Below are 12,146 nucleotides of genomic sequence, written 5' to 3'. Positions count from 1 at the left end.
CACTTTTGACATATTTATATGGTTTTGCTTTAGGTTTTTCTTTGTTAAGAGGTATAAATGCTTCCCTTAGAATTTAATTTCTCACTCAAGGTATATTAAATAATTTATCTATCACGGTTTTCTCCTATTTACATATTAATCTTCCAAGAGGTTCTCCACCAAGTAGATGCCAATGTATATGGAAAACTTCCTGTCCTGAATCTTTCCCACAATTTACTATCAATCTAAATCCTGTTTCTGAAATACCTTTCATTTTAGCAATTTCATTTGCTTTTAATATAAGATGTCCTATTAATTCTTTATGTCTTCCTTCTAAATAAAGATTGTTTGGAATATGTTCTTTTGGTATTATTAATGTATGAACTTTTGCCTGAGGACGAATATCTTCAAATGCCATGATTAAATCATCTTCATAAACAATTTTTGCCGGAATTTCTTTTTTAACTATCTTGCAAAAAATGCAGTTTTCCATCTTCCTCTCCTTTTTTCAATGCATATTTTTTTAATATTTCAAATAATTTATCAATATTCCATTTTTTTTCGCAAGATATTATTATACTCTCTTTTCCTTCTGATAGCTCAAAAGAATCTTCTATTAAATCCTGTGATGGAACTACTTTATCTATTTTATTAAATACCAATATAACCGGTTTATCTACCTTTAATTTTGCAAGAATTTCTTCTACTGCTTCTTTTTTCTTTTCCCAATTTTCGTCTGATATATCTATAACATGTAAAATAATATCTGCTTCATTAATCTCTTCTAAGGTTGTCATAAATGCATCTAATATTTCCTGTGGTAAATCTTCTACAAATCCAACTGTATCTGTAATTATAACTTTTTTATGAATATCTGGAAAATATATGTAAGATGTTTTTGTATCAAGGGTTGCAAAAAGCTGGTCTGATATAAATGTTTCTCTTTTTGTAAGAAGTTTTAACAAGGAAGATTTACCGGCATTTGTATAACCTACAAGTGAAACTTTTAATATATCAGGATTATCTTCTCTTAATTTTCTTTGGGTTTCTTTTTGTTTTTTTATTTCTTTTAACTCTTTTTTGATTTTATTTATTCTATCTTTAATTCTTCTTGCTTTTATCTCACCAATTTGTTCTCCGGCTCCCTTTGTTTTCATACCACCACCGATACGGGATAGCTCTTTTCCTTTTTCTCCGTAAATTCTGGGCATTTGATGCTCTAAGATTGCAAGCTCAACCTGTAATTTTGCCTGTTTTGTTTTTGCCCTTTTATAAAAAATTTGTAATATTAAATCTGTTCTATCTAAGATATCAACATTTGTTATTTTTTTTAGGTTAGAAATCTGAACCGGTGTAAGATTTGTATCAAAAACTATTGTATCTGCATTTATTCCTTCTGCAACCTCTCTTAATTCCTGAGCTTTTCCTTTACCAATAAATGTAGCAGGGTCAGGTATTTCTTTATTTTGGTAAATTTTACCCAAAACTATACCATCAGCTGCTTCTACAAGTCCTTCCAGCTCACTTAAAGAATACTTTATATCTTTTTTATTATACTTTGTTTTTACTCCAACTAATATACAACGCATATATAAAATATATATAAAACTTAACTTTCAACAACTATTGTGCTTATAGCATGTTTGTAAATAAGTTGCTGTTGTCCTCCTACATCTAACAAGATTGTAAATTGGTCTGCATCAATTATTTTTCCAACAATTCTTGTTCCTCTAATAAGATAAACAGTAACCTCTTTTTGCTCTTTTCTGTATTCTTCTAAAAGTTCATCTTGAACTGATGGCATTCTTCTTTCCTCCTTAAAATAGTTTTAATTAAATAATATTATAGCAAATTTATAAAATTAAAATAGTTATAAATTCGGAAATTAAAAAAGTTTCCGGATAGATTGAATTAAAAATCTAAAAATCTGGAATTTCTATAATGGTGTTCGTAAAAAATAAACTTACTAATACATGCTATTTTCCCTTGCTTTTTGGGTTTTAATGTCTTCTTCTCTTATTTCTTTTTCATATTCCAATCCATCCTTAATTTCCCAAGCTTTTAAACTTCCAGCCATAGATAAAATCTTTTCTTTCTTTTTTTTCTCTAAATATTCTTTTAATGCATCCTTAACTATTTGGCTGAAATTTTCTGAAAATTCTTGTACTTCTTTATAAATCTCTTCCGGAATAGAAATAGTCTTTTTTATCGTTTTCATATTTATCACCTCTTCTTATAGTATAAGATAACTTAATAGGACTTTCAAGTATTAGACTGCAAAGATTTTTCAATCAAGGTTAATAATTCCAATATCATTTATCATTAATTTGGCATTTACCAAAAAATAAAACAGTGTTTGATTTTTTATCTTCAATAGCATATAATATTATGAAAATCTTTCAGGAGGTTGTATAGATGAGTTTTGTAGCAGAATATAGAAAGCATACGGAAGAAAGAGCTAAACTTGGCATTCCGCCAATTCCTCTTAATGCAAAGCAAGCTGCTGAGCTTGTTGAGCTTTTAAAACAAGTGCCAATCATAGATGAAGATTATCTTATGGATTTATTTTTAAACAGAATTAATCCGGGTGTAGATGAAGCTGCTTATGTAAAAGCTGCATTTTTAAATGATATTATTCAAGGAAAGGCTTTCTCTCCGGCTATTTCTCCAAAAAGAGCCGTGCAGATACTTGGAACAATGATAGGTGGATATAATGTTAAACCTTTAATAGATGCATTATCCCATAAAGATGAAGAGATAGCACAGGAAGCAGCAAATGCTTTAAAAAATATCTTACTTGTTTATGATGCTTTTAATGATATTGTTGAGCTTGCAAAAACAAATAAATATGCGAAGCAAGTTCTTGAATCTTGGGCTAATGCAGAATGGTTTTTAAATAAACCACCGGCTGCAGAAAAAATAACAGTAACTGTATTTAAAGTTCCGGGAGAAACAAATACAGATGATTTATCTCCTGCAAGTGAAGCATTTACAAGAAGTGATATTCCTTTACATGCTTTATCAATGTTAAAAGCAAAAATGCCTGATGCAATTGAAAAGATAAATGAATTAAAGAAAAAGGGATATCCGGTTGCATTTGTTGGAGATGTAGTTGGAACAGGTTCAAGTAGAAAATCTGCTGCAAATAGTGTAATGTGGCATATGGGAAGAGATATTCCTTATGTTCCAAATAAAAGAACAGGTGCTGTTGTAATAGGTGGTATAATTGCTCCTATATTCTTTAATACAGTAGAAGATTCCGGTGGATTACCTATTGAAGCCGATGTATCAAAATTAGAAATGGGAGATGTTATAGATATTTATCCTTACGAAGGAAAAATTGTAAAAAATGGAGAAGTTGTAGCTACATTTAAAATGAAACCTAACACAATTTTTGATGAATACAGAGCCGGTGGAAGAATACCTTTAATTATTGGAAGAAATTTAACAAGAAAAGCAAGGGAAGTTCTTGGACTTGGAGAAGAAAATATATTCACAAAACCGGAGCAACCGGCAGATACAGGCAAAGGATACACATTAGCTCAAAAAATTGTAGGAAAAGCCTGCGGATTAAAAGGTGTAAGACCGGGAATGTATGTTGAGCCACAAGTTTCTACAGTAGGTAGCCAAGATACAACTGGATTAATGACAAGAGATGAAATTGTAGAGCTTGCAGCCCTTGGATTTAGTGCAGATTTTGTATTACAGAGCTTTTGCCATACAGCTGCATATCCGAAACCTGCAGATATAAAAATGTATCATACATTACCACCATTTATAATAAGCAGAGGTGGAGTTTCTTTAAAACCTGGAGATGGAGTTATCCACTCATGGTTAAATAGAATGGTATTGCCTGATACAGTTGGAACAGGTGGAGATAGCCATACAAGATTTCCTATAGGTATCTCATTCCCAGCTGGTTCTGGACTTGTTGCTTTTGCAGCAGTAACAGGAACAATGCCTCTTGTAATGCCTGAATCTGTTCTTGTGAGATTTAAAGGGGAACTTCAACCGGGTGTTACATTAAGAGATTTAGTAAATGCAATACCATATTTTGCTATAAAACAAGGATTATTAACAGTTGAGAAAAAAGGAAAGAAAAATGTTTTCAATGGAAGAATACTTGAAATAGAAGGTCTTCCAAATCTAAAAGTAGAGCAGGCTTTTGAGCTTGCAGATGCTTCTGCAGAAAGAAGTGCAGCAGCATGTACAGTAAGATTAAACAAAGAACCGGTTATAGAATTTATACAATCTAATATAAAATTAATTGAAGCTATGATAAAAGCAGGTTATCAAGATGCAAGAACATTACAAAGAAGAGCAGATAAAATGAAAGCATGGCTTGATAATCCTGTCCTGTTAGAGCCTGATGAAGATGCAGAATATGCAGCAATTATTGAGATAGATTTAAATGAAATAAAAGAGCCAATCGTTGCATGCCCTAATGACCCTGATGATGTTGCTACCCTTTCGGAAGTTCTTGCAGATGAAAGAAGACCTAAGAATATAGATGAAGTATTTGTAGGTAGCTGTCAAACAAATATAGGCCATTATAGAGCATTAGGTGAAATATTAAGAGGAGAAGGACAGGTTCCAACAAGACTTTGGGTAGTTCCTCCAACAAAAATGGACCAAAGAATGTTAATGGAAGAAGGATATTATTCTATATATGGTGCTGCCGGAGCAAGAACAGAAGTTCCAGGATGTAGCTTATGTATGGGTAATCAAGCAAGAGTAAGAGATGGAGCTACTGTATTCTCTACAAGCACAAGAAATTTTGATAATAGAATGGGTAAAGATGCAAAAGTATATCTTGGAAGTGCAGAACTTGCAGCAGTTTGTGCAATACTCGGTAGATTACCAACAGTAGAAGAATATATGAATATTGTAAAAAGTAAAATAATAGGAAAAGAAGATAAAGTTTATAAATATCTCAACTTCCATTTACTTGATGATGAAATGGTTGATATGCTCGTAAGAGATTCATTATTACCTATTTATCAGTTGTCTTACGTATAATATATATGAAGGAAGCCAAAAGGCTTCCTTTTCTTTTTTTATGTTAATTTAGAAACACAAAAAATAGTAAAATTTTTCAACAGCTTTCTAATTTTATCGATTAATTTCTATTCAGTTATAATTTTAATTGCTTCATTTATATGGCTTATACCTATTACATTTTCATCTTTTATTTTATTAGAACTGATTATTTTATTAAATCCAAATTTTTTTGATTCTTTTATTCTGATTTCTGAATAATGGACAGACCTTACTTCTCCGGTTAATCCAACTTCTCCAAAAGCTGTAATATAAGATTTAATAGGAATATTCTTAAAAGAAGAAACAATAGCAAGTGCAACCGGAAGCATCACAGCCGGTTCATCTATCTGAATACCTCCTACCACATTCACAAAAATATCCCTATCTTTTAAAAATAGATTAGCTTCTTTTTCTAAAATAGCAGTAATTATAGCAAGCATATTAATATCTATTCCCTGGGTTTTTCTTTGGGGAACTGCATAAACGGTTTTGGAAACAAGAGCCTGCACCTCAACTAAAATAGGTTTAGAACCTTCTGTATACGGAAATATAATGCTACCGGCTTTGTTTTCAGGTCTTTCTGATAAAAAGAAGGAAGATAAATCTAAAACTTCTTCCATGCCCGTTTCTTTCATATTAAAAACGGTAAGCTCACCGGAAGCTCCAAACCTATTTTTTATTATTTTTAAAACCCTGTAAGCATGACCTCTTTCACCTTCAAATTGGGCTACTGTATCAACAATATGTTCAAGCACCTTTGGGCCTGCTATACTTCCTTCTTTTGTTACCTGACCGACTATTATTGATGTTATGCCTTTTTCTTTTGCTATTTGGGTTATTTTTGAGCTTATATATCTTACTTGTGAAACAGAGCCTGCTCCGGATTCAAGCTCAGAAGAATAAACTGTTTGAACAGAATCAAGAACGATAAACTCCGGATTTAATTTATCTATGGCTTCTAAAATAGTTTCTAAATTTGTATTTGCAACTATATAAAGATTATCTTTTAAAGCATTTATTCTTTCTGCCCTTAAATACACCTGATGGGCTGATTCTTCTGCTGTGATATAAAGCACTTTTTTATGATTTGCAAGATTTGAAGATATTTGAAGCAATAATGTGGATTTTCCTATTCCCGGTTCTCCGGAAACAAGAACAACCTGACCCAATACAAAACCACCACCAAGAGCTTCATCTAAGGTTTTAAATCCTGTTTTAAATCTTGTAAAACTGCTTTCCTGTTTTGCTTTTGTAATAGGTAAGATATTTATATCTTCTTTTGGATATGTGATTTTTTGTTTTTTATCTAACTTTTCTTCTACCATACTACCAAAAGCACCACAGGAAGGGCATTTACCTGTCCATGTTGGAAATGTTGCACCACATTCATTGCAAACATAAATGGTTTTCTCTTTTTTCATCTGTACTTTTCTGCTTCCTTTTTAGCTATTTTATCTTCTTTATGATTTATATTTTACTATAATCTTTATTTGCAATAAAAACTCTTAAACTGAATACATTTTTATGATATAATATTTTTACATTTTTGCTACTTGGCAATAGAATAAGAGAATAGGTTTTCTTTCTTGTTTTTAAGAGGAAAGATAAACCTATTAATCAAACGCTGTTTTATTTTTTGAAAAATTTTGCATTTTTAACAGAAAATATATTTTTGTTTGAATTGGCTTGTATCAAGGATTAGTAAAAATATAACAGAAAATATATTTGCATTATTAGAGGTTTGATGCAAAAAATATTAATTTGCGGTTATTCAGATTTAAACTAATTTTTATTGAAAACCTCTTGACAAAATTAAAATTTTTCGTTATTATTTTTTATGAAAAAATTGACGGGGTTGTAGCGTTCCTATGAGGAGTGGAAACATTCTCCGGTTGGCATTATTAGGGGAGTTTCGAACTGTTGTAGCGTTCCTATGAGGAGTGGAAACGCTAATGTTAAACCTCTAATTTTGCCTTCCGCTCTTTGTTGTAGCGTTCCTATGAGGAGTGGAAACCAAGGTATTTTTAATGCTTCAAGGGTTTTTATGACAAGTTTATAGTGTTCCTACGAGGAGTTGAAACTATTACAGGACTCAACGATTTTTTAATGTTTTGCCTTAGTTTTATCTGAACTATATAGGATAGAAAGTCTACAACATATTTTGAATCTGTATATAAATCAACTTGTTTTATCTGAACTATGTGGGATAAAAAGATACTTATAATTTTTTATCATCTTTCAATCACTATTATACTTTCTATATGATAAGTATTTGGAAACATATCTATCAGATTCGTTTCTTTTATTTTAAATCCATTTTCAATAAACAATTTAACATCTCTTGCAAGGGTTGCAGGGTCGCAGGATACATAAATAATTTTCTTTAAATTGCTTATATTAACAAGTTGATTTATCACTTCTTTTGTTAAACCGGCTCTCGGTGGGTCAATTATAACTATATCCGGTGAAAAATATTTTATTATCTGCAAAGCTTTTTCGGTAGATGATGGATAGAATTTTACATTTTTTAAGTTATTTAACTTTTTATTAAAATTAGCATCTTTTATTGCCTGATAGCTTATTTCAACACCTATTGCTTCTTTGCATATTTTGGAAGCCGGTATAGTAAATAAACCAACACCACAATATAAATCTGCTACTTTATCATAATCTATATGCTTTAAAACAAGATTGATAAGATTTTTTATTTGAAATTTATTAACCTGAAAAAATGAATCTACGCTTGCTTTATATTTAAATCCTTCTATATCAAAAATTAAATAATCCTGTCCTACAAATCTTAATTTTTCTATTTTTCCATCTTTTTCAACATAATCTCCAAATCCAACAACAAGAGGTGATATAAATTTCTTAACTCTATCTTTTGTAAGTATAATTTTTCTCGGTTCTTTTTTATAAATAAATTTTAATAAAATCTCCTTTTGGTTTGAAAAAATATGTATCTCTTTTGGTAAAACCGGAAGCAAAGGAATTACTTTTTTTAGATTTGTTATAACCGGATTTATCTCTTCTGAAACAAGAAGACATTTATCTATTTCTACAACTTCATTTAAATTTTTTTTATAAAAACCTATTTTTCCAGATTTTGTATCCACTTTTAGCTGGGTTTTATTTCTATAAAAATATTGGTTTTCAGAAGGAATTATATTATCAATTTCTATATCAATTTTTGCTATTCTTTGAAATATCTCTTGAAGTATAGCCTTTTTGTATTTTAACTGGGCTTGATATTTAATATGTAAATAATCACAACCACCGCATAATCCAAAATATTCACATTCTGGTTTTGTTCTGTCAGGATTTTCTTCTATTATTTCTTTTAGCTTTGCTTCTATATACTCTTTTTTTTCTTTTATTGGTGAAACAACAACCTCTTCATCGGGCAAAACATAAGGAACAAAATAAACTTTTCCCTCTTCTCTTCCTATTCCAAAGCCACCATAAACTAATTTTTCTATCTTCATTTTATTGTAATTCCTTCACTTTCATTATTTGCTTTATCTATTGCTGTTATTGTGTAAATATCTCCTTCTTTATAATCTTTATCTTCAAAATAATATGTTTTTAGTGGTATTTGGTTCATAACTTTTCCATTTTTATAAATTTTGTATCCTATCACATCTTTTGAGTCAGACTCATCCCAGATTATAAATCCAACCCCATCTTTTATTATTAATCTTGCATTTTTTGGTGGATTTGGTGGTATTTCATCTTTAAATATTATACATTTTATTTGAGATTTTTCACTTTCTATATTATCTTTGTTTGAAGTTATGTAATAACAATATTTTGTATTTAATACTACATCTTTATCTTCAAAGATATTTTTATCTGTTTTTGCTATATAAACCGGTGAATAATCTTCTTCATCTGATACTTTATATATATTAAACTCTTTTTCATTTCCTTTAATTTGAATAATTACACTTTCTTCTGTGTTATAAATTTTTGATATTTCCGGTTTTTCCGGAATATTTTCATCTATCTTTATACAAACTTCTTTTGAAGGATTACTTTTATTTCTTTTCGTTTTTACAATAATATAGTAGCAAGCCTCTTTATCTTTATCAAAAAAGTAATAATATCCGCCATATTCTTTGATTTCTGTATTAAATTTATTTTTGTTTTTATATATTTCAAAATAAATTGGTTCCTTTATAGGATTGTCATCTGTGTATAATTTTTGATAATTAAAATATACAACAAATTTATCTCCTTGTTGTTTCACTTTTATATCTTCAATTGGTTTTGGCTTTGTAGAATATGGTGGATAAGGATTTCCTTTTACTCCGCAGGAAAAGATAAAAGCAGTTATAAAAATTAAAAAATAAATGCCTACTTTCAATATCTTCCTCTTAGATATTGTTTTCGTTAATAAAGTTTCTGAGTTTTATTAGATTTTCAACTATGGTAGGAAAATCTTTTAATGGTATTTGGTTTGGTCCGTCTGAAAGGGCTTTTTCCGGCTGTGGATGAGTTTCAAAAAATAAACCATCTACTCCAACGGATATTGCCGCTTTTGCAAGTGGATATATAAACTCCCTTTGTCCTCCGGATGCATTTCCAAGTCCTCCCGGAAGTTGAACGCTATGGGTTGCATCATATATTACCGGTGCAAACTGCCTCATTATCGGCAAACTTCTAAAATCAACAACAAGATTGTTATATCCGAAAGATACTCCTCTTTCTGTAAGATAATATTTGGTCGCACCACCGAATTTTAATTTTTCAATAATATTTTTTGTATCCCAAGGTGCTAAAAATTGACCTTTTTTTACATTTATTTCTCTTCCTGTCTGTGCTGCTGCAAGTAATAAATCCGTCTGTCTGCATAAAAATGCCGGTATCTGTATAATATCTACAACATCCGCCACTTCTTTTGCCTGATAACTTTCATGAATATCCGTCAAAACAGGAAGTTTATATTTTTCCTTGATTATCTTTAAAACTTCAACTCCATATTCTAAACCTTTTCCTCTAAATGAGGAGATACTACTTCTATTTGCTTTATCAAAAGATGATTTAAATACAAATCTAATATCCGGATATTTATTTTGTAGCTGATTTAATACAGTAGCAACCTCTTCACATATATCTAAGCTTTCAATTACACAGGGTCCTGCTATTATTGTAAATTTTTCTTTCATATTTTTACTACCATACAAGTTGTGGCTTTTTTAACACCGGGGATAGAGTTTATATCTCTTATAACAACTTTACCTATTTCGTTTTGGTCTTCACCTTCTAAAAATACGATAATATCATAAATACCGGTAACAACATCGGCAGATTTAACATTAGGTATAGTAGCTAATTGCTTTAAAATATTCGGTATTTCAGATGGATTTGCTTCTATCAAAACATAAGCAGTAGCCATCTCTTTCTGTGATATATCTTTTAATAATTCTGCAAATGGAATAGGCATCTCCATTTTTTCTTCCATGATTTTCTCCTTTTATAATATATATTTAGTTAAATCTTCATTTGCTATTACATTTTCTAATTTATTTCTGACAAGCTCTTTGTCAATTATTATTTTTTGCCCTTTTAAATCAGGGGCTTCAAAAGATATATCTTCCATTATTTTTTCAAGGATTGTATGTAATCTTCTTGCTCCTATATTTTCCATTTTTTCATTTATCTCTTCTGCGATTGTTGCAATCTCCTGTATAGCATCTTCGGTAAATTCAATCTCTACTCCTTCTGTGGCAAGTAATGCTTTATATTGTTTTATTAATGCATTTTTTGGCTCTGTTAAAATTCTTACAAAATCCTCTTTTGTTAATGCTTTTAATTCTACTCTGATTGGAAATCTTCCTTGTAGTTCAGGTATTAAATCTGATGGTTTGGAAAGATGAAATGCACCGGCTGCTATGAATAATATATGGTCTGTTTTTATGGGGCCGTATTTTGTGGAAACCGTTGTTCCTTCTACTATTGGTAATAAATCTCTTTGGACACCTTCTCTTGATACATCCGGACCATGTTTTGAGCCTTTTGCAGCAACTTTATCTATCTCATCAATAAAAACTATACCGAAATTTTCTGCTCTTTTTACTGCTTCAGAAGCTACTTCATCCATATCTATAAGTTTTTCAGATTCTTCCTGTTGTAATATTTTTAATGCTTCTTTAACGGTTACTTTTCTTCTTTTTCTTTTTGCCGGTGATAAAGAAGAAAATAAATCTTTTAGTTGGCTTTCTATATCTTCCATTCCGGGAACAATAACTCCTCCTACGATAGCAGATGTTTTCTCTTCCACATCAATCTCTATAACTTTATCATCTAATAATCCATCTTTTAACATCTGTCTAAATTTTTCTCTTGCAGGTGATTCTCCTTCTGTTGTTTCGGCTAAGCTACCGTATCTTCTGGTTCTTTTTGGCACAAGATAATCTAAAATTCTTTCTTCTGCTAATCTTTTTGCTTTTTCTTTAACTTCTTCCATCTTTTCTGCTTTTACCATTTTAAATGAAGCCTCTGCAAGTTCCCTTATAATAGATTCTACATCTCTTCCTACATATCCAACTTCTGTAAATTTAGTTGCTTCAACTTTTATAAATGGTGCTTTAACTAAGGATGCAAGTCTTCTTGCTATTTCTGTTTTACCTACACCTGTTGGCCCTATCATTAATATATTTTTAGGTATAACTTCATCTCTTAAATCTTCCGGTAAATTTTGTCTTCTCCATCTGTTTCTTAATGCTATTGCAACTGCTTTTTTTGCTTCTTGCTGTCCTATAATATATTTGTCAAGTTCCTGTATAATTTGTTTTGGTGTAAGGTTTTCCTGCATTTTCTCTCCTTTTTAGATATTTATTCTTCAAGGGTAGAAGTATCTCCAAGTTCAAGACCAAGTTCCCTTGCTTTTAATAATCTTCTCATTATTTTTCCACTTCTTGTTTTTGGTAATTTATCTACAAACTCTATCTCATCCGGCACTGCTATTGCTCCTAGTATCTCTTTTACCGTATCTTTTATTCTCTCTTTTAACTCCTCTGAAGGCTGAACTCCTTCTTTTAATATCACAAATGCTTTTATTGATTCTCCTTTTATATTGTGTGGTTTTCCTATTACTGCTGCTTCTGCTACTGCAGGATGTTCCA

At 30.5% G+C, this 12,146-nt stretch carries 12 protein-coding genes; 1 reads left to right on the top strand and 11 read right to left on the bottom strand.

Features of this window, described 5'->3' with window-relative positions; translation table 11 throughout:
• Positions 1 to 124: 124 nt before the first annotated feature.
• From QOR43_RS08210 to QOR43_RS08195, 4 genes are all read right to left on the bottom strand, one after another.
• Positions 125 to 472 carry a histidine triad nucleotide-binding protein gene (locus QOR43_RS08210; protein ID WP_265134061.1) on the bottom strand — a complete coding sequence of 116 codons (348 nt, stop codon included), beginning with the start codon at positions 470 to 472 and terminating at the stop codon, positions 125 to 127.
• Positions 441 to 1,568: a GTPase HflX gene (gene hflX, locus QOR43_RS08205; protein WP_265134060.1), complete on the bottom strand. Its 1,128-nt coding sequence runs from the start codon at positions 1,566 to 1,568 to the stop codon at positions 441 to 443. Before hflX ends, QOR43_RS08210 begins: the two co-directional genes overlap by 32 nt.
• Positions 1,569 to 1,588: 20 nt before the next feature.
• Positions 1,589 to 1,783, bottom strand: coding sequence for an RNA chaperone Hfq (gene hfq / locus QOR43_RS08200; RefSeq protein WP_265134059.1), 195 nt, complete (start codon positions 1,781 to 1,783; stop codon positions 1,589 to 1,591).
• Positions 1,784 to 1,945: 162 nt separating this feature from the next.
• Positions 1,946 to 2,197 carry a type II toxin-antitoxin system CcdA family antitoxin gene (locus QOR43_RS08195; protein ID WP_265134058.1) on the bottom strand — a complete coding sequence of 84 codons (252 nt, stop codon included), beginning with the start codon at positions 2,195 to 2,197 and terminating at the stop codon, positions 1,946 to 1,948.
• A 197-nt stretch (positions 2,198 to 2,394) separates the two neighbouring features.
• Between QOR43_RS08195 and acnB the strand changes: the two genes are divergently transcribed.
• Positions 2,395 to 4,998, top strand: a complete 2,604-nt coding sequence (acnB, locus tag QOR43_RS08190) for a bifunctional aconitate hydratase 2/2-methylisocitrate dehydratase (RefSeq protein WP_265134057.1) — start codon at positions 2,395 to 2,397, stop codon at positions 4,996 to 4,998.
• A 107-nt stretch (positions 4,999 to 5,105) separates the two neighbouring features.
• Here the strand turns inward: acnB and radA are convergent, their stop codons facing one another.
• From radA to QOR43_RS08155, 7 genes are all read right to left on the bottom strand, one after another.
• The gene (radA, locus tag QOR43_RS08185; protein WP_265134056.1) at positions 5,106 to 6,440 is read right to left on the bottom strand and encodes a DNA repair protein RadA; all 1,335 of its coding nucleotides are present in this window, start codon (positions 6,438 to 6,440) and stop codon (positions 5,106 to 5,108) included.
• 810 nt (positions 6,441 to 7,250) lie between these two features.
• A complete protein-coding gene (locus QOR43_RS08180; RefSeq protein ID WP_265134055.1) occupies positions 7,251 to 8,504 on the bottom strand; it encodes a class I SAM-dependent RNA methyltransferase in 1,254 nt (417 codons plus the stop codon).
• Complete coding sequence (locus tag QOR43_RS08175) at positions 8,501 to 9,385, bottom strand: fibronectin type III domain-containing protein (protein WP_265134054.1); 885 nt, start codon at positions 9,383 to 9,385, stop codon at positions 8,501 to 8,503. Before QOR43_RS08175 ends, QOR43_RS08180 begins: the two co-directional genes overlap by 4 nt.
• A gap of 10 nt (positions 9,386 to 9,395) precedes the next feature.
• Positions 9,396 to 10,187 carry a 3-deoxy-8-phosphooctulonate synthase gene (kdsA, locus tag QOR43_RS08170; protein ID WP_265134053.1) on the bottom strand — a complete coding sequence of 264 codons (792 nt, stop codon included), beginning with the start codon at positions 10,185 to 10,187 and terminating at the stop codon, positions 9,396 to 9,398.
• Positions 10,184 to 10,483: an Lrp/AsnC family transcriptional regulator gene (locus tag QOR43_RS08165; protein WP_265134052.1), complete on the bottom strand. Its 300-nt coding sequence runs from the start codon at positions 10,481 to 10,483 to the stop codon at positions 10,184 to 10,186. The genes kdsA and QOR43_RS08165 overlap by 4 nt, the downstream gene beginning before the upstream one ends.
• A gap of 12 nt (positions 10,484 to 10,495) precedes the next feature.
• Positions 10,496 to 11,836, bottom strand: coding sequence for an ATP-dependent protease ATPase subunit HslU (gene hslU, locus QOR43_RS08160; protein WP_265134051.1), 1,341 nt, complete (start codon positions 11,834 to 11,836; stop codon positions 10,496 to 10,498).
• 20 nt (positions 11,837 to 11,856) lie between these two features.
• Positions 11,857 to 12,146 (bottom strand): AMP-binding enzyme (locus QOR43_RS08155; protein ID WP_425609146.1); only part of this gene is annotated, 290 nt, incomplete at its 5' end.

The sequence above is a fragment of the Venenivibrio stagnispumantis genome, from assembly GCF_900182795.1.
GTDB classification, from domain to species: Bacteria; Aquificota; Aquificia; order Aquificales; family Hydrogenothermaceae; genus Venenivibrio; species Venenivibrio stagnispumantis.
The sequence above is the reverse complement of the archived record's forward strand: the minus strand, read 5'-3'. Positions and strand labels throughout refer to the sequence as shown.

What these genes read in the sequence shown, in the direction of transcription:
- QOR43_RS08210 (WP_265134061.1), bottom strand. Translation starts at nt 472, where the DNA reads ATGGAAAACTGCATTTTTTGCAAGATAGTTAAAAAAGAAATTCCGGCA.
- hflX (WP_265134060.1), bottom strand. Translation starts at nt 1,568, where the DNA reads ATGCGTTGTATATTAGTTGGAGTAAAAACAAAGTATAATAAAAAAGAT.
- hfq (WP_265134059.1), bottom strand. Translation starts at nt 1,783, where the DNA reads ATGCCATCAGTTCAAGATGAACTTTTAGAAGAATACAGAAAAGAGCAA.
- QOR43_RS08195 (WP_265134058.1), bottom strand. Translation starts at nt 2,197, where the DNA reads ATGAAAACGATAAAAAAGACTATTTCTATTCCGGAAGAGATTTATAAA.
- acnB (WP_265134057.1), top strand. Translation starts at nt 2,395, where the DNA reads ATGAGTTTTGTAGCAGAATATAGAAAGCATACGGAAGAAAGAGCTAAA.
- radA (WP_265134056.1), bottom strand. Translation starts at nt 6,440, where the DNA reads ATGAAAAAAGAGAAAACCATTTATGTTTGCAATGAATGTGGTGCAACA.
- QOR43_RS08180 (WP_265134055.1), bottom strand. Translation starts at nt 8,504, where the DNA reads ATGAAGATAGAAAAATTAGTTTATGGTGGCTTTGGAATAGGAAGAGAA.
- kdsA (WP_265134053.1), bottom strand. Translation starts at nt 10,187, where the DNA reads ATGAAAGAAAAATTTACAATAATAGCAGGACCCTGTGTAATTGAAAGC.
- QOR43_RS08165 (WP_265134052.1), bottom strand. Translation starts at nt 10,483, where the DNA reads ATGGAAGAAAAAATGGAGATGCCTATTCCATTTGCAGAATTATTAAAA.
- hslU (WP_265134051.1), bottom strand. Translation starts at nt 11,836, where the DNA reads ATGCAGGAAAACCTTACACCAAAACAAATTATACAGGAACTTGACAAA.